21 protein-coding genes and 1 tRNA gene are annotated in these 16,093 nt (G+C 66.5%); 11 read left to right on the top strand and 11 right to left on the bottom strand.

The genetic code is table 11. The features are described 5' to 3' along the window. Positions 1 to 87 precede the first annotated feature (87 nt). The 4 genes from pheT to AC13FN_RS10590 all read left to right on the top strand — a co-directional run bounded on the left by pheT (position 88) and on the right by AC13FN_RS10590 (position 3,278). Positions 88 to 2,469, top strand: a complete 2,382-nt coding sequence (pheT, locus tag AC13FN_RS10605) for a phenylalanine--tRNA ligase subunit beta (RefSeq protein WP_482984873.1) — start codon at positions 88 to 90, stop codon at positions 2,467 to 2,469. Between the two features lie 27 nt (positions 2,470 to 2,496). Beyond that, positions 2,497 to 2,796 carry an integration host factor subunit alpha gene (locus tag AC13FN_RS10600; RefSeq protein WP_005410432.1) on the top strand — a complete coding sequence of 100 codons (300 nt, stop codon included), beginning with the start codon at positions 2,497 to 2,499 and terminating at the stop codon, positions 2,794 to 2,796. Continuing rightward, entirely contained in the window at positions 2,777 to 3,133 is a 357-nt protein-coding gene (locus AC13FN_RS10595) for a MerR family transcriptional regulator (RefSeq protein ID WP_482984874.1), read from the top strand. The genes AC13FN_RS10600 and AC13FN_RS10595 overlap by 20 nt, the downstream gene beginning before the upstream one ends. A gap of 68 nt (positions 3,134 to 3,201) precedes the next feature. After that, a tRNA-Pro gene (locus AC13FN_RS10590) sits at positions 3,202 to 3,278 on the top strand. A 68-nt stretch (positions 3,279 to 3,346) separates the two neighbouring features. Here the strand turns inward: AC13FN_RS10590 and AC13FN_RS10585 are convergent. From AC13FN_RS10585 to AC13FN_RS10575, 3 genes are all read right to left on the bottom strand, one after another. Further along, positions 3,347 to 3,787 carry a GNAT family N-acetyltransferase gene (locus AC13FN_RS10585; protein WP_054172219.1) on the bottom strand — a complete coding sequence of 147 codons (441 nt, stop codon included), beginning with the start codon at positions 3,785 to 3,787 and terminating at the stop codon, positions 3,347 to 3,349. After that, positions 3,784 to 4,137 carry a DUF6713 family protein gene (locus AC13FN_RS10580; RefSeq protein ID WP_049434126.1) on the bottom strand — a complete coding sequence of 118 codons (354 nt, stop codon included), beginning with the start codon at positions 4,135 to 4,137 and terminating at the stop codon, positions 3,784 to 3,786. Before AC13FN_RS10580 ends, AC13FN_RS10585 begins: the two co-directional genes overlap by 4 nt. A gap of 86 nt (positions 4,138 to 4,223) precedes the next feature. Next, positions 4,224 to 4,733, bottom strand: coding sequence for a DUF3011 domain-containing protein (locus tag AC13FN_RS10575; RefSeq protein WP_049434128.1), 510 nt, complete (start codon positions 4,731 to 4,733; stop codon positions 4,224 to 4,226). A gap of 242 nt (positions 4,734 to 4,975) precedes the next feature. On the opposite strand from AC13FN_RS10575, the gene AC13FN_RS10570 reads away from it, so the two are divergent. Then, positions 4,976 to 5,371, top strand: a complete 396-nt coding sequence (locus tag AC13FN_RS10570) for a hypothetical protein (protein ID WP_049434130.1) — start codon at positions 4,976 to 4,978, stop codon at positions 5,369 to 5,371. Positions 5,372 to 5,395: 24 nt separating this feature from the next. On the opposite strand, the gene AC13FN_RS10565 is transcribed toward AC13FN_RS10570, so the two are convergent. Continuing rightward, the gene (locus AC13FN_RS10565; RefSeq protein ID WP_049434133.1) at positions 5,396 to 6,088 is read right to left on the bottom strand and encodes an aspartate/glutamate racemase family protein; all 693 of its coding nucleotides are present in this window, start codon (positions 6,086 to 6,088) and stop codon (positions 5,396 to 5,398) included. Between the two features lie 150 nt (positions 6,089 to 6,238). Here AC13FN_RS10565 and AC13FN_RS10560 point away from each other — a divergent pair, with 150 nt between their 5' ends. From AC13FN_RS10560 to AC13FN_RS10550, 3 genes are all read left to right on the top strand, one after another. Further along, positions 6,239 to 6,871, top strand: a complete 633-nt coding sequence (locus tag AC13FN_RS10560; protein WP_049434135.1) for a cation efflux transmembrane domain-containing protein — start codon at positions 6,239 to 6,241, stop codon at positions 6,869 to 6,871. Positions 6,872 to 6,968: 97 nt separating this feature from the next. After that, positions 6,969 to 7,610 (top strand): LysE family translocator, encoded by a 642-nt coding sequence (locus AC13FN_RS10555; RefSeq protein WP_019336882.1) that lies wholly within the window; start codon positions 6,969 to 6,971, stop codon positions 7,608 to 7,610. Positions 7,611 to 7,704: 94 nt separating this feature from the next. Continuing rightward, entirely contained in the window at positions 7,705 to 7,878 is a 174-nt protein-coding gene (locus AC13FN_RS10550; protein ID WP_006380555.1) for a DUF1328 domain-containing protein, read from the top strand. Positions 7,879 to 7,900: 22 nt separating this feature from the next. On the opposite strand, the gene AC13FN_RS10545 is transcribed toward AC13FN_RS10550, so the two are convergent. The 4 genes from AC13FN_RS10545 to AC13FN_RS10530 form a co-directional block, all read right to left on the bottom strand. Beyond that, positions 7,901 to 8,233 carry an SMR family transporter gene (locus tag AC13FN_RS10545; protein ID WP_049434138.1) on the bottom strand — a complete coding sequence of 111 codons (333 nt, stop codon included), beginning with the start codon at positions 8,231 to 8,233 and terminating at the stop codon, positions 7,901 to 7,903. Positions 8,234 to 8,246: 13 nt separating this feature from the next. After that, the gene (locus tag AC13FN_RS10540) at positions 8,247 to 8,819 is read right to left on the bottom strand and encodes a TetR/AcrR family transcriptional regulator (protein ID WP_482984875.1); all 573 of its coding nucleotides are present in this window, start codon (positions 8,817 to 8,819) and stop codon (positions 8,247 to 8,249) included. Between the two features lie 88 nt (positions 8,820 to 8,907). Continuing rightward, a complete protein-coding gene (locus tag AC13FN_RS10535) occupies positions 8,908 to 9,141 on the bottom strand; it encodes a DUF1653 domain-containing protein (RefSeq protein WP_019660549.1) in 234 nt (77 codons plus the stop codon). Between the two features lie 12 nt (positions 9,142 to 9,153). Continuing rightward, on the bottom strand, positions 9,154 to 9,426 hold the full coding sequence (locus AC13FN_RS10530) for a hypothetical protein (RefSeq protein WP_257471529.1): 273 nt from the start codon (positions 9,424 to 9,426) through the stop codon (positions 9,154 to 9,156). 402 nt (positions 9,427 to 9,828) lie between these two features. Here AC13FN_RS10530 and AC13FN_RS10525 point away from each other — a divergent pair, with 402 nt between their 5' ends. The 3 genes from AC13FN_RS10525 (at position 9,829) to AC13FN_RS10515 (ending at position 11,101) form a co-directional block, all read left to right on the top strand. Further along, on the top strand, positions 9,829 to 10,035 hold the full coding sequence (locus tag AC13FN_RS10525) for a hypothetical protein (RefSeq protein WP_049434145.1): 207 nt from the start codon (positions 9,829 to 9,831) through the stop codon (positions 10,033 to 10,035). Positions 10,036 to 10,166: 131 nt separating this feature from the next. Next, positions 10,167 to 10,730 carry a DUF3011 domain-containing protein gene (locus AC13FN_RS10520; protein WP_010486507.1) on the top strand — a complete coding sequence of 188 codons (564 nt, stop codon included), beginning with the start codon at positions 10,167 to 10,169 and terminating at the stop codon, positions 10,728 to 10,730. Between the two features lie 167 nt (positions 10,731 to 10,897). Beyond that, the gene (locus AC13FN_RS10515) at positions 10,898 to 11,101 is read left to right on the top strand and encodes a hypothetical protein (protein ID WP_005417823.1); all 204 of its coding nucleotides are present in this window, start codon (positions 10,898 to 10,900) and stop codon (positions 11,099 to 11,101) included. A gap of 100 nt (positions 11,102 to 11,201) precedes the next feature. On the opposite strand, the gene dxs is transcribed toward AC13FN_RS10515, so the two are convergent. The 3 genes from dxs to AC13FN_RS10500 all read right to left on the bottom strand — a co-directional run bounded on the left by dxs (position 11,202) and on the right by AC13FN_RS10500 (position 16,066). Next, positions 11,202 to 13,109 (bottom strand): 1-deoxy-D-xylulose-5-phosphate synthase, encoded by a 1,908-nt coding sequence (dxs, locus tag AC13FN_RS10510; protein ID WP_478412754.1) that lies wholly within the window; start codon positions 13,107 to 13,109, stop codon positions 11,202 to 11,204. A gap of 105 nt (positions 13,110 to 13,214) precedes the next feature. Next, positions 13,215 to 13,880: an HNH endonuclease gene (locus AC13FN_RS10505; RefSeq protein WP_019336875.1), complete on the bottom strand. Its 666-nt coding sequence runs from the start codon at positions 13,878 to 13,880 to the stop codon at positions 13,215 to 13,217. 395 nt (positions 13,881 to 14,275) lie between these two features. Then, positions 14,276 to 16,066, bottom strand: a complete 1,791-nt coding sequence (locus tag AC13FN_RS10500; RefSeq protein ID WP_049437368.1) for an acyl-CoA dehydrogenase C-terminal domain-containing protein — start codon at positions 16,064 to 16,066, stop codon at positions 14,276 to 14,278. Positions 16,067 to 16,093: the final 27 nt, after the last annotated feature.

Genomic DNA, 16,093 nt, shown 5'->3' with positions numbered 1-16,093 from the left:
GCTTTTCTGGATGGACGCCTCCTTGCGCATGCGCTGGGCGACCACAAAAACCGCAACGGGAGGCACACCTCCCACCAGGGTGACACCATGAAATTCTCCGAAAACTGGCTGCGCAGCCACGTCCCGACCTCCGCCTCGCGCGATGAGCTCAGCGCGGTGCTGACCGCCATCGGCCTGGAAGTGGAAGAGGTGACCGCGCTCGGCGACGGCCTCGACCACGTGGTCGTGGCGCGCATCGTGGAAGCCGTGCGCCATCCGGAAGCGGATCGCCTGCAGGTGTGCAAGGTCGATGCCGGGCAGGGCGAGCTGCTGCAGATCGTGTGCGGCGCGCCGAACGCGCGCCCGGGCCTGGTCGCGCCGCTGGCGATGGTCGGTGCGCAGATCGGCGAGCTGAAGATCAAGCCGGCCAAGCTGCGCGGCGTCGAGTCCAACGGCATGCTGTGCTCGGCCAAGGAGCTGGGCCTGGACAACGATGCTTCCGGCCTGCTGGAGCTGCCGGACGACGCACCGGTCGGCCAGTCCCTGGTCGAGTACCTGGGGCTGCCGGACGCCAGCATCGAGATCAAGCTGACCCCGAACCGCGCCGACTGCTTCAGCCTGCGCGGCATCGCCTATGACGTCGCCGCCGCGACCCGCAGTGAAGTGCTGGACTTCGCGGCCGACGCCATTGCGCCGGTCGGCAGCCGCGAACTGTCGATCCAGCTCGATGCCGGCGCCGAAGCGCCGCGTTACCTGGGCCGCGTCATCGAAGGCGTCAACGCCGCTGCCAAGACCCCGCTGTGGATGGCCGAGCGCCTGCGCCGCAGCGGTGTGCGTCCGGTCTCGCTGCTGGTCGACATCACCCAGTACGTGATGCTGGAGCTGGGCCAGCCGATGCATGCCTACGACCTCGGTACCCTGCAGGGCAGCATCGCCGTGCGCCGTTCGCGCGCGGGCGAGAGCCTGAAGCTGCTGGACGGCCGCGATGCCGCACTGGACGACAGCTTCCTGGTGGTTACCGATGCTGACCGTGCGGTCGGCCTGGCCGGCCTGATGGGCGGCTTCGACACCCGCGTCACCGACGCCACCACCGCGGTGTTCCTGGAGGCCGCGCACTTCGCGCCGGCCGCGATCATGGGCCGTGGCCGCAAGCTCGGCCTGCATACCGATGCAGGCCATCGCTTCGAGCGTGGCGTCGACCCGGCATTGCCGCGCACCGCCATCGAATACGCCACCCGCCTGGTGCTGGACCTGGCCGGCGGTACCTCGGCGCCGGTCACCGAGGCCGTGCGCGCCGATGACCTGCCGCAGCCGGCGACGATCGTGCTGCGCCGCGCGCGCATCACCCGCGTACTCGGCATCACCATCGACGACGCCGAAGTCGAGCGCATCCTGCGCGCGCTGGGCATGGACGTGGCCGCCACTGCCGAGGGCTGGCATGTCGCTGCGCCGAGCCGCCGTTTCGACATCGCCATCGAAGAAGACCTGATCGAAGAGCTGGCCCGTATCCACGGTTACGAGCAGATTCCGACCACGCTGCCGGGCGGCGCCGCCCGCGTGGCGATGCCGAGCGAGACCCAGCTGGACGCACTGAGCGTGCGCCGCCAGCTGATCGCCCGCGACCAGCAGGAAACCGTCAACTTCGCCTTCGTCGACGACGCGCTGCTGACCCAGTGGCAGCTGCGCGACGGCCTGGTGCCGCTGGCCAACCCGCTGTCGGCCGAACTGGCGGTGATGCGCCCGTCGCTGCTGCCGGGCCTGGTCGCCACCCTCGGCCGCAATGCCGCCCGCCAGCTCGGTCGCGTGCGCCTGTTCGAACTCGGCCGCGTGTTCGCCCAGCAGGCCGGAGACGGCCAACCGGCGCCGCTGGAAACCCCGCGCGTGGCCGCTGCGGTCTGCGGTGACGCGCAGGCGGTGCAGTGGGGTCTGCCGACCCGCAAGGTCGATTTCCATGACCTGAAGGGCGACCTGGAATCGCTGGCGGCTGCCAGTGGAGCGCAGCTGGAGTTCCGCCCGTCGGCCCGTCCCTACGGCCACCCGGCGCGCTCGGCCGAGGTGTTCCGCGATGGCGTGGCGATCGGCTGGATCGGTCAGGTCCATCCGCGCCTGGTCAAGGCGATGGACATCGAATCCGACGTCTACGCCTTCGAACTGGATCTGGAACCGCTGACCGCCCGCCGCCTGCCGCGTGCGGGCGAGCTGTCGCGCTTCCCGGCCGTGCGCCGCGACCTGGCGTTCCTGGTGCCTGAACAGGTGGCCTGGGCCGATCTGGCGGCGACCGTCCGCCAGGCCGCCGGCCCGCTGCTGCGCGACCTGAACCTGTTCGACCGCTATGTCGGCCAGGGCGTCGAGCCGGGATTCAAGAGTCTCGCTATGGGCTTGATTTTGCAGGACAAGTCGCGCACTCTGACGGACCGCGACGTGGATGCGGTGGTGGCCGAGGCGGTCACTGCCATCGAGCGTGAACACCACGCCCGGATCCGCGGCTGAGCGGGCAGCACTCGGGGGTAGCAGGCAATGGCATTGACCAAGGCGGAGATGGCGGAAAAGCTGTTCGACGAAGTCGGTCTGAACAAGCGGGAAGCCAAGGAATTCGTCGACGCGTTTTTCGATGTGCTGCGTGAAGCATTGGAACAGGGACGTCAGGTGAAGCTGTCGGGCTTCGGTAATTTCGATCTGCGGCGCAAGAACCAGCGCCCGGGTCGCAACCCCAAGACCGGCGAGGAAATTCCGATTTCCGCCCGTACGGTGGTCACCTTCCGTCCGGGCCAGAAGCTCAAGGAGAGGGTGGAAGCTTATGCTGGATCCGGGCAGTAACCGCGAACTACCGCCGATCCCGGCCAAGCGCTACTTCACCATCGGTGAAGTCAGCGAGCTGTGCGAAGTCAAGCCGCACGTCCTGCGCTACTGGGAAACCGAGTTTCCCAGCCTTGAGCCGGCCAAGCGCCGAGGCAACCGCCGCTACTACCAGCGCCACGACGTGCTGATGGTGCGGCAGATCCGCAGCCTGCTGTACGAACAGGGCTACACCATCGGTGGCGCACGCCTGCGTCTGGATGGGCCCGATGCCCGCGAGGAATCGGCGCTGAGCAACCAGATCATCAAGCAGGTGCGCATGGAGCTGGAAGAAGTGCTGCAGTTGTTGCGTCGCTGATCCCATTTCCATCGTAATCCGCTATACTTCACGGCCCGCCGCACTGGCGGGCACATCGCAGCATCAGTCGGGGCGTAGCGCAGCCTGGTAGCGCATCTGCCTGGGGGGCAGAGGGTCGTCGGTTCGAATCCGGCCGTCCCGACCACTGTGATGAATCAAGAAGCCTGCGCAGCAATGCGCGGGCTTTTTTGTGCGCGCTGCTGATGCCGATGATCAGTCTTCAGCGAAGCGGTAGATCAGCTCCGGGTCGCCGTCATCCAGTCCGTGCACGATGCCGCTGTCGATGAAGCCCGACGCAACGAGCAGGCGCTGCATGCCGATGTTGGAGGCATTGGTCGAGGTGAACAGCTTGCCGCGACCGCGCCGTGCGATCGCGTGTCGCAGCAGTGCGGTACCGATGCCCTGGCCGCGCCGTTCGCGCGACACCATCAGCATCTCGACGAAGGCCTCGCCGAAGAAGTGGTGATGCATGACCAGGTAGCCGACGACCCTGCCGTCCTGCTCGGCGACCTGCAGGCCGCCGTGTGCCAGCCAGTTGCCAATCTGCATGATCCGCTCTGGATCAGTGGCTGCCACGCTGTCGAGCGCGATCAAGGCATCCGCGTCCTGGGGGCTGCCGTTACGCAGGCGCGGAGAACGCGACGTCCGGCTCATCGCGGGCGGAGCTGCAGCAACAGGCCGCCACCCGATACAAAACAGGCGAGCAGGACGATGATCGACAGCGGCAGGTGGAATTCATTGCGACCGAGCAGGGCAAACGCCAGGTGGATCAACGCCGTGCCAATGCCGAGCGCGCCACAGACCAGTGCATAGCCGCGCGCCGTGGATGTGCCCAGCAGGGTATGGCGATAACCCCAAAGCACGGCGCCGACTGCGAACAGGTTGAACAGCAGGAAGCCCTGGATGCCGCCGGGCACATGGAACATGGTCCATTCCTGCCAGAACGCAGCGTCGATCTGATGCAGGATCAACGCCAGCAGCGTCGCCAGATACCATCGTTCCATGTCGTGCTCCATGCCATGCAGGCCATAGTCTATCGACTCCGCCTTGCACGCACGCCTACTCGTTGCAGCCAGCGCGTGGCAGGCAGTCAATACACCCGGAACTCGGCACGGCAGCCGTCGCTGACCCACACGCCGCGACGGTCCCAGCCCCAGTTGCGGTCCTCGATGCAGGTCGTCACCGATTTCTGCTTGACCAGCCGTACCCCGTGACGAACGCGAATCCGGCACTCCTTGTCCTTGTTCTCGTAGGACTCGCAGACCAGGCGTTCACCCTCGTTGTCGCGGTCACGGCCGCGGCCACGTCCCGGCCAGCGCCCGTATCCGTCGGCGACGAACTCGGCACGGCAGCCATCGGTCACCCACAGCATGCGGCGGCTCTGGCCCCAGTTCTGGTTCTCCACGCAGCGGGTGACTGACAGTTGCCTGGCCAGGCGCATCGGGCCCTGGATGGGGCATTGCTCGGTCTTGTTGAACTGGGATTCGCAGCGCAGCGCTGGAATGTGATCAGTGTCGTAGTCCTGGGCGGCCACGGCGGTGGCGGCCAGCAGCAGGGCAAGGGCGGCGCCGGTGATCGGCAGCAGCGGGCGAAGGGTCATGGGGAGCCTCGAGCGGGGATTCGGGCGGCAAGAATGACCCAGCACGGGGCCGTCGGAACGCATCGTTCCGGAAGTGGCTCAGTAAGGATTTAGTAGTGCGCACGGGCCCATGCAGAGGCTTACATCCCGTATCATCGCTGCACATCCGATCGCATCGGTTTACACCTTCTTACATGTCTTCCACGCCTGTCGGCGCAGCCTGTGGCTGCCGTCACTGGTGTGCGGGCGGCCTGTGGGGGAGGATGCGCGGACCACGACGACCACAGGGGGTTGCGTTGATCAGCAGTACCGTCATTCATCGCTCGGCCGACGCAGGCGGCGCCGAGGTGCGGGTCCTGGACACCACGTTCAAGGGCAAGCACGTGTTCATTGCCTGGGGTCTGCGCGGGCCGGAACTGGCCCGCAGCGCGGACCCGGCTGCGACCGTGGCCGCACGCAAGGCGCTGCACGCGGTTGCCGGCCACAGCGAAGGGCCGCGCAGCCCGGAAGTGTTCATCGCCAACCAGTCGGCGGTGGCGATCACGGTCTATCGCCTGCTTACCGAAGCGCGCTCCGGCGATGCCATCTTCTTCCTCTGCGATTCCCAGGCGGTGGTCGAGTGGCTGATCACCGCGCTGGAAGTGCAGGGCGCGGACTGATTCCGCGCTGCATCGAAGGCAGGATCAGGCCAGTGCTGCGTCCACCGCAGCCCGCGCATGCAGGGCAGTGGTATCGAACAACGGCACTGCACTGTCCTCCGGGCGTACCAGCAGCATGATCTCGGTGCAGCCAAGAATGATCGCTTCGGCACCGCGCGCCACCAGTCGCGCGATCACGCCGGCATAGACCTGCCGAGAGTGCTCGCTGACCACGCCGGCAATCAGCTCCTGGTAGATGATGTCGTGCACGCTGCGCCGGTCATCGGCATCGGGCACCAGCACTTCCAGATCGAAGCGATCCTGCAGCCGGCCGCGGTAGAAGTCCTGCTCCATGGTGAAGGCGGTGCCGAGCAGGCCCACCTTGCGTGCGCCTGCCTGCACGATGGCCTGGGCGGTGGGATCGACGATATGCAGCAGCGGCAGTGGGCAGGCCGCCTCGATGCGGTCGGCCAGCGTGTGCATGGTGTTGGTGCAGACCAGCAGCAGATCGGCACCACCGGCCTGCAGGCGTCGTGCGGCGTCGACCATGTGGTCGCCCAGTGCGTCCCAGTCGCCGTCGTGCTGCAGCTGCTTGATCGGGGCGAAGTCCACCGACCACAGCAGCAGTTGCGCGGAGTGCGCGCCACCGAGGCGCTGCCGCACGTCCTCGTTGATGAGCCGGTAGTACTGGGCCGAGCTTTCCCAGCTCATGCCGCCGATCAGGCCGAGGGTCTTCATGCATTGCTCCAGGGAAGAGGCGGCCATTGCAGCACACTGAGGAAGGGCATTGCGCAGTACGTGGGCGTTGGGCAGGTCCGCGAGCGGGGTCTGATCGACCCCGGTGCTGCTGCGGCGCGATAATGTCGCTACCAATGGGAGGGCGGGGCGATGGGCGAGTGTTGCGGCTGTGGCAAGACCCTGGACGTGGCGGCGATGCAGGCGCGGCACCGGCGCGTGCTGTGGATCGTGCTGCTGGTCAATCTGGCCACCTTTGCGTTGATGGTCGCTGCTGCCGGGTACAGCCATTCGTCCTCGCTGTTGTCTGGCGCCCTGGACAACCTGGGTGACGCGGCGACCTATGCATTGAGCCTGGCCGTGGTCGGCGCAGGCCTCGTGGCCAAGGCGCGGGTTGCCCTGTTCAAGGGGCTACTGATCCTGGTGGCAGCGCTCGCGGTGGCTGCGCAGATCGGATGGCGGTTGCTGCATCCGGAGGTGCCCTTGTTTGCCAGCATGGGCCTGGCGGCGCTGCTCAACCTGGCCGCCAACGCGGCGTGCCTGTGGTTGCTGACCCCTTATCGCAACGACGACATCAACCTGGCGTCCGCCTGGGAATGCTCGCGCAATGATCTGTATGAGGGCGTATCGGTGCTGCTGGCCGCGGGCCTGGTAGCGCTGTTCGGTGCGGGTTGGCCGGATCTGCTGGTAGCGGTCGCACTGCTGGTATTGTTCCTGCGCTCGGCGTTGAGGGTCCTGCGCTCGGCCTGGGTAGAGCTGCGCAGCGCGCGTCTGCTGACGTCGTGAGTACGCGTCTGTAACCGTCGCATCCGCGTCAGGCTGTATGTGACGCAGGCCATGGTCACGCTCTAAGCTTGCTGGGTTTTCCTGCGTGGATTTTGAAATGGCCCTGCATACCTGGTGGTGGTTCCTGGCCACGGTGTTCGTTCTGTGTGGCACGCCGGGGCCGAACATGCTGCATATCCTCGGCCGCAGCGTCGGACTCGGCTTCCGCGGCAGTGTGCCGGCGATGGCCGGCTGCCTGCTGGCGATGCTGCTGGTGCTGGCCGCGTCCGCTGCTGGCCTGAGCGCATTGCTTCATTCCTCGCCGATGCTGTTCGAAGTGCTGCGCTATCTGGGTGTGGCCTACCTGGCCTGGCTGGGCCTGAAGGCATGGCGCGACAGCTGCCGTCCCGCGCCTGCGGTGACGGTGGATGCCGCACTGCCGATGACGCCGACGCTTGGTGCCTGGACCGTGTTCCGTGGTGGCCTTCTGGTGGGCCTGAGCAATCCCAAGCTGCTGCTGTTCGCGGCGGCGTTCCTGCCGCAGTTCGTTGATCCGTCACGCGGCCAGGCGTTGCAGTACAGCGTGCTGGTGGCCACCTTCGCCGCCTGCGAACTGTTCTGGTACGTGATGTATGCAGCAGGTGGCCATGGCCTGCGCCGCTGGCTGGCCAAGCCGTTTGCACGACGCTGGTTCGAGCGGCTGGTGGGCAGCGTGTTCCTGGCGTTTGCCGTCGCGCTGCTGCGCTTCCGTCCGCGCTGATTCACGCCGCGCACGCGGCCTGTTCACGACTGCCGCATCGGCCACGGCCTAGCCTGATCATCCAGTACGCAGTCCCCGCGGGGAAAGGTTTGACATGATCAAGTGGGCCATCATCTTCGCCATCATCGGCGTCATTGCGGGCGTGCTCGGCTTCGGCGGCATTGCCGGTGCCGCGGTGGGCATCGCCAAGTTCCTGTTCTGGGCCGGCATCATCATCGCCGTGGTGCTGTTCCTGCTCGGCATGACCGTAGCGAAGAAGGTCAGCTAGCGTGTGTCGCGCAGCAGCGTGCTCAGTGTGCGCTGCTGCGCGAGAACAGATTGATCACTAGTACGCCGGCGCAGATCAGGCCGATGCCGATCAACGCGGGTGCATCCAGGCGCTGCTTGAACACCACCAGCCCGATCAGCGAGATCAGCACGATGCCGACGCCGGACCAGATCGCGTAGGCGATGCCGGTCGGGATCGACTTCATGGTCATCGACAACAAGTAGAAGCACAGCCCGTAGCCGACCAGCGCGCCCAGCGTCGGCGCCAGCCGGCTCATGCCGTCGGAGGCCTTCAACAGTGATGTGGCAATCACTTCCAGCATGATGGCTGCAGCAAGGTAGAGGTAGGGATTCATTGCGCGCTCCAGCTCACTGCGGGTCGCACAGTTTCAGGGCCTGTTCGGCCATGGCCAGTGCGTTGATGCGTTCCTCCTCGTCCAGCGGGCGCCCATAGGCCGTGGCCCAGTAGCCATCGGCCGCGCAGCGCGCCGCATACAGTCGGGGATCGTTGGCTTCGCCGGCGAATTCGGCCAGCATTGCACGCTTCCAGGTGCGCCAATGCGCGAGCAGGGCCGGTTCCATCAGGTTGCCCAGGGTCAGGCCGATGTCGTTGTCCTGTTCCTGCTGCAGCAGATGCTCGAAATTGGCCTGTACATAGGCGCGGCTGAAACGGCCATGGCCTTCGGGATTTTCCTGCAGCAGGGCGCGTACCCGCGCTTCGAACTCGCCGATGAGCGCGCCGATGGCTTCATCCACCAGTGCCTGCTTGCTGCTGAAATGATGGAACAACGCACCCTTGCTGACACCAGCGGCCTGCGCGACGTCCTGCACGGTCAGCGCGGCCAGGCCGTTACGGCCGATCACTTCAATGGTGGCCTGCAGCAGTGACTGGCGCACGCTGTCGGGCGCCTTGCGGCGCGAACGGGAGGGGGATGCGGACATGGCGGGAAGAAACCGACTGGACGGTACGATTGTAGCGCAGGCCCGCTGTGTTGCCGCGCGCTGCCGGCCTGGACCGGCAGCGGAACCGTCATGCGTCGATGCGGGCGAAACGTGGTTGCGGTCCGTGCTCGCCGGGTACCTGCTCGACGAACATGGCGTACGGGCGTACCCACAGGCCGCCTTCGCCATACAACGCGCGGTACAGCACCATCGGCTGCAGGGTCTCGCTGCTGCGGACGATGTCCAGCACTTCGTACTCGCCGCCCTTGAAGTGGCGGTAGCGGCCCGGGGCCAGGGTGGGGAGCGGACTCAGCTCAGCCATGGTGGACGCGACTCACTTGCGCGCCGGGCTGGCCGGCTTTGCGCAGTAGGCATCGATGGCCTCGGCGGTATTGGCCAGGCCCTGTGCCTGCGCCAGTTCCCACGGGCGTTCGCAACGCTGGCTGTGCTCGCACCACTGGTAGCCGGCCGAACCGATGCAGCCATGCGCATCGCGATCACCGCCGACCACCGGCGTGGCTGTCGCTTCGGCGTGCGTGGGTGCCTTGTCCGGGCTGGCGCAGGCGACCAGGACCAGTAGCGCGGGAATCAGAAGAAGGGATTTCATCGGCGGAGCTCCGTGCCTAAAGCAACAGTGTCGGCCGCAGGAAAAACGGCAGCAAGTGCTCAGTGCAGGGCGGCGCGGATCAGTTCCTCGATCAGCACCAGATAGCTGGCCACGAAGTAGAACTTCAGCAACGTCGAACGCTGCTGCGAGAAGAAGGTGCGCATGTGGAAGGGGCCCCTGTTGGTGACGGTAGTGTGAAGCTCTGCCAACTCCGTGACAAGGGTCACGAAAGGGATTCACTAAACGGCCTCAGGGATGTGAGGGCGGTGCGGTCTGACAGTCCGGCGCGGCATTTTCGTACAAATCTGATAGGCCATCCCGGAGGTGCTCGCTAGCCTGATGGTGTACCGGCGCTCAGGGCCTTCCGCTGCCGGCGTGCCTTCATTCCGCAGGAGTCTTCCAATGGTCATTACCGTTAAATGCAACGCCCGGCACTGGTCCGTACTGGATCCGCAGGCGCATGACGCCACCCGTTATGCACGGGGCGCCGAGGCTTTCGATGTCGCTGCGGCGCGGGCCCTGGAGCACCACCGCCGTACCGGCCAGCGCAGCACGGTACGGGTCGAGGCGCTCGGCAATTCGGTGGACGCACTCCACGTCGGAAGTTGACGCCACCGGCCGAGGCGCAGTCAGCCACGGTTGAGTTGTTTGAATGGGGAAAAAACCGCCGTAGGGCGCCCCCTGTGCGCCGCGCAACGAATCCCGGATGCTTGCGCCATCGTATTCATCCGGAGATCCCGATGGGCAAGGCACTCACCTGGCGCACCCTGGCCTGCACCCTGCTGCCAATGCTGGCGGCCGCGGGCGGCGCGCAGGCGCAGAGCTATGGTTACGGTTATGACGACGATCGCTACGGCGGTCGTGATGGCGGCGGCATCGTACGCTGCGAATCGATCAAGAACCGCAGCAATGAATGCCGCCTGGAAGGCCGTGCCCGGATGATCCGCCAGTTGTCGGGTTCGCCGTGCGTGGAAGGCGAGACCTGGGGACAATCGCGCTACGGTGTCTGGGTCACCCAGGGCTGTCGTGCCGAGTTCGTTGGCGAGTACCGCCGCGGCGGTGGCTGGGGTGGTGGCCATGGCAACGGCTGGGGCAATGGCGGCAATGGCTGGGGTGGGGGTGAGGTGATCACCTGCCATTCCAACGGTCATCGCCAGGAGTACTGTGATGCGCGCATCCGTCGTGGTGTGCGCCTGGTCCGTCAGGATTCACGCAGCGCCTGCATCGAGGGCCAGACCTGGGGCTGGGACCGCCGTGGCATCTGGGTCAGCGACGGTTGCCGGGCGCAGTTCCAGGTGAATTGAGCACGCGCCTCGAAAATCAGAATAATCTGATACAGCTCACATTTTGAACGTCGTATCTTCTGCGATCAGGGCACCTCTGCGTGCCCCTGATCCGCCGCGATGAAGTCTGCCGTAACCGGCACGCCCGTCCCGCCACCGTCGATACGCTGCCTCAAGGAGTGAGCTGCATGTTGATCCGCCTGCAATGCGAGCAACGCCAATGGCGCGTGCTGCACCCGGACCGGCCGGAACCGATCGAGTTCCGCGATGGTGCCCGGGCCTACGATTTCGCTGAAACCCTTGCACGCCTCCACTTCGTCGACACCGGGCAGCGCGCTGCGGTGCGGGTGGAGGCCAGCGGCGCGTTCGTGGAAGCGGTCAGCTACGGCTGAGGGCTGGGGCTCCCTGATCTGTCCCCACGCATGGCGTGGATCGACCCCTGTTCCGCAGTGGATCCACACCATGCGTGGATCCACTGGGTGGTGACCGGTCTCAGCCTGCCGCGCTGAGCGGCGGGGTCCCGGCAGCCAGCTGCGGCCAGCGCTTGAGTACGGCCGCGCGGATGCCTGCGGCGTCGATGCCGGCTTCGGCCAGCAGGTCCTCGCGGCTGGCGTGATGCTGGTAACTGTCGGGCAGGCCCAGGTGGAGGATCGGGCGCAGCACGTCTTCGGCATTGAGTAGCTCACCGACGCCGGAGCCGGCGCCACCGGCCACCACGTTGTCTTCGATCGTCACCAGCCCCTCGTGCTGGGCGGCGACAGCCAGCACCAGCTCGCGGTCCAGCGGCTTGATGAAACGCATATTGACCACGCTCAGGCCCAGTTCGCGGCCAACCTGTTCGGCGGCGGCCACGGTGCTGCCGAAGGCGAGCAGGGCGATACGACTGCCCTGCAGGCGCAACTCGCCCTTGCCGATCGGCAGGGTGGACAGGTCGGTGCCGGCGGCGACGCCGGTGCCGGTGCCGCGCGGATAGCGCACGGCGGCCGGGCCCGGGTGCTGCAGGCCGGTGCTGAGCATCTGCCGGCACTCGGCTTCATTGGATGGCGCCATCACCACCATGTTCGGCACGCAGCGCAGGAAGCTCAGGTCGAGGTTGCCGGCGTGGGTCGCACCGTCCGGGCCGACCACGCCGGCGCGGTCGATCGCGAACAGTACATCCAGGTCCTGGATGGCCACGTCGTGCACCAATTGGTCGTACGCGCGCTGCAGGAAGGTCGAATAGATCGCCACCACCGGCTTGCCCCCCTGGGTCGCCATGCCGGCGGCCAGCGTGACCGCGTGCTGTTCGGCGATCGCGACGTCGAAATAGCGCTGCGGGTATTCCTTGCTGAAGCGCACCAGGCCGGAGCCTTCGCGCATCGCCGGGGTGATGCCGTACAGGCGTGGCTCGGCAGCGGCGGCATCGCACAGCCAGTCGCTGAACACGTCGGTGTAAGTGGGCTTCTTGGCGCCGGCCTTGGCCACCAGGCCCTTGTCCGGATCGAACGGACCCACCGCGTGGTAACCGATCTGATCGCCTTCGGCCGGCTCGTAACCCTTGCCCTTGGTGGTCATCACGTGCAGCAGCTTCGGGCCCTTGGAGGCGCGCAGCGTCTTCAGCGTGGACAGCAGGGCGGGCATGTCGTGGCCGTCGATCGGGCCGGTGTAGTGGAAGCCCATTTCCTCGAACATCGTGGACGGCACGAACATGCCCTTCCAGTGTTCTTCCCAGCGCTTCACGAAGCGCGCCGGGTTGTTCTTCTTGTCGCCGAGGATCTTCTTGCCGCCTTCGCGCAGTGCATTGAGCGTGCGGCTGCCGGTGGCACGGCCGAGCATCTTAGTCAGGCCGCCGACCGCCTCGGAGATCGACATGTTGTTGTCGTTGAGGATCACCAGCAGGTTCGGCTCCGGCTCCATGCCGCCGGCGTGCATCAGCGCTTCGAAGGCCATGCCGGCGGTCATCGCACCGTCACCGATCACCGCAACGACCTGGCGGTTGTCGCCTTCGGACTGGCGAGCGATGGCCATGCCGAGCGCGGCCGAGATCGAGGTCGACGAATGGCCGACGCCGAAGGTGTCGTACTCGCTCTCTTCACGCTTCGGGAACGGCGCCACGCCGTCCTTCTGCTTGACGGTGTGGATCTCGTCGCGGCGACCGGTCAGGATCTTGTGTGGGTAGGTCTGATGACCGACGTCCCAGACCAGCTGGTCCTGCGGGGTCTGGTACAGGTAGTGCAGGGCCACGGTGAGTTCGATCACGCCCAGGCCGGCGGCGAAGTGGCCGCCGCTCTTGCCCACCGATTCGATGAGGTAGGCGCGCAGTTCGTCGGCGACCGCCCTCAATTCGGATTCGTCGAACGTGCGCAGGTCATCCGGTGTCTGGATGCGCGCGAGGCGGGGATAGCGGGCAGAGTCGATCATCATGTTCGCACTTGTTCTGAACGCCCATTTTCGCCCTCAAACGGGGGTGGGGCAAGCAAACGCCGCCGCCCGTGACAGGACGGTGAGGGTTGCATTTTCGGCGATTCAGGTGCTCAGTTTTGAGCGCTTCGGCAATTGCGCCTTCAGGAAGGCCATCTGGTCGGCCAGGATGTTGCGGTTTGACAGGATCAGATGCTCGATCCAGCTGGGCCGGTAGGGCACCGCCAGCAACGGCATTCCGGCCTGCTGCGGGGTGCGGTCGCTCTTGCGCGAGTTGCAGTGGAAGCAGGCGGTGACCACGTTTTCCCAGCAGTCCAGGCCGCCCTTGGACAGCGGCATGACGTGGTCGCGGGTAAGCGTGGGGCGGTTGAACTGCTGGCCGCAGTACATGCACAGGTGGGCGTCGCGGGCGAACAGGGCCGGGTTGGTCAGGTTCGGCGTCGGGTCGATCGCGCGGGAGCGGGCGTGGCCGCGGGCGGCGATGATCGGGTGCAGGTCCATGCCGCTCTGCAGACCGCTGAAGCGATTGGTGCCGCCGTGGATGTGCAGGCAGGGATCGCCGAGTGTCCAGGCGACGGCTTCGCGGGCGTAGAGGCACGCCGCATCCTGCCAGGTGATCCAGTCCAGTACGCGTCCGTGGGCATCAAGCGAGAGCAGCCGGACCGAACCGGGGCGATGCAGCGTCGTGGCGTTGGGCGATGCTTCGGCGCCCGGAGCAGAAAACGGAGCTCCGGCTTCGATCAGACCCAAGCGTGTAGTGTCTGTCTCCATCGGGAGAACAGCTTATACCTGAATGTTGACGATTTGTGTATCGCCTGTCGGCGATACGCAAATCGTCAACATTCAGGTCCGCGCATTCCACCTATTCCCCGCGCCTTCGGCGCGCCCCCTTTAACAAAAGGGGGCTTTTCTCCAGAGGGATTTCGGTGGTTTCCATCCACGCGTGGCGTGGATTTACGGCAGATCGCGGGGGACTGTCAGAGGCGGGGCGGTGTGGGTTGGCAGGACCGTTGGCGCCATGGATGGCGCCATCGAGCCCCCAAGGATGGGTTTACGGCGTGTCCTGCCAACCCACACCGCCCCGCCATCCACCGGGATGCAGCTGTTGCTAGTGCGGTTGCCGGCCAGCGGCCAGCACTACCGCGGGTGCCGGGCGGCAGCCCGGCTCAGGCGCCGAAGCGCTCGTCGTCCATCGCCATCAGCGGGGCGGCGCCGGCCTGGATGGCGGCGGCGTGGCTGAGGGTGCGCGGCAGCACGCGGGCGAAGTAGAACCGCGCGGTCTCGCGCTTGCCCTGGGCGAAGGCGGCGCCGTGCGCGCTGGCGTCGGCGGCGGCCACGCTGCGGGCCCACCAGTAGGCCAGTACCACGTACCCCGAATAGAACAGGTAGTCGTAGCTGGCCGCGCCCAGTTCGTCCGGGTTGGCGGCCGCGCGCTGCAGCACGTCCATCGTCAGCTTGCCCCATTCGGCGGCCTTGGTGCGCAGCGGGCCGATGAACTCGGCCAGCGCTTCGTTGCCCTCGTGTTCCTTGGCGAAGGCTTCGATCTCGGCCAGCATCAGCTTCAGGCCGGCGCCCTGGCTGGACGCGGTCTTGCGGCCGATCAGGTCCAGTGCCTGGATGCCGGTGGTGCCTTCATAGAGCGTGGTGATGCGGGCGTCGCGCGCCAGCTGCTCCATGCCGTGCTCGCGGATGTAGCCGTGGCCACCGAAGCACTGCAGGGCGTTGTAGGTGTTCTCGATACCCCACTCGGTCTGGCAGGCCTTGGAGATCGGGGTGAGGAAGCTCACCAGGGTGTCGGCGCGCTCGCGCTCGGCGGCGTCCTCGGCGTGGTGGGCGACATCGATCAGGGTGGCAGCGTGCAGGGCCAGCAGGCGGCTGCCCTCGACCAGCGACTTCACCGTCATCAGCATGCGACGCACATCCGGGTGGACCAGGATCGGGTCGGCCGGCTTGTCGGGGAACTTGGCGCCGCTGAGGGCGCGCGACTGCAGGCGCTCACGGCTGTATTTCAGCGCATTCTGGTAGGCGCGCTCGGACAGGCCGATGCCCTGCAGGCCCACACCCAGGCGCGCGGTGTTCATCATGGTGAACATGGCCTGCAGGCCCTTGTGCGGCTGGCCGACCAGGTAACCCTGCGCACCATCGAAATTCATCACGCAGGTGACCGACCCCTTGATGCCCATCTTGTGCTCGATCGAGCCGCAGCGCAGTGCGTTGCGCTCGCCGACGTTGCCGTCGCGGTCGACCTTGAACTTGGGGGTGACGAACAGCGAGATGCCCTTGGCGCCCGGAGGGGCGTCAGGCAGCTTGGCCAGCACCAGGTGCACGATGTTGCCGGTCAGGTCGTGCTCGCCGGCGGTGATGAAGATCTTGGTGCCGGTGATCGCGTAGCTGCCATCGGCATTCGGCTCGGCCTTGGTCTTGAGCAGGCCCAGGTCGGTGCCGCAGTGCGGTTCGGTCAGGCACATGGTGCCGGTCCAGCGGCCTTCGATCAGCGGCTTGAGGAAGGCCTCGTGCTGCCAGGCTTCGCCGTGCTGCTTCAGCGCTTCGATGGCGCCGTGCGAGAGCAGCGGGAAGTTGCCCCACGCCAGGTTGGCGGCGTTGATCATTTCGTTGAGCGGCACGCCCAGGGTGTGCGGCAGGCCCTGGCCGCCCAGTTCCGGTGAGGCGGTCAGGCCGGTCCAGCCGCCATCGACGAACTGGTCGTAGGCCTGCTTGAAGCCGGGCGGGGTGGTCACTTCACCGGTGGCCTGGTCGAGCACGCAGCCGATCTCGTCGCCGACGCTGTTGAGCGGGGCCAGCACGGTGGCGCTGAAGCGGCCGGCTTCTTCCAGCACGGCATCGACCACGTCGGCGGTGGCGTCGGTGAAGCCCAGGCGGGCGAACAGGGGTTCGACCTTGAGCACATCGTGCAGGGCGAAACGGAGGTCGGAAAGCGGGGCGGTGTAGCTGCTCATCGGTACGTCTCGATTTGATCAGGGACA

Source organism: Stenotrophomonas sp. 115C5 (assembly GCF_056861055.1).
Note: the sequence above shows the minus strand (reverse complement) of the source record. Positions and strands in the feature narration are given on the sequence as shown.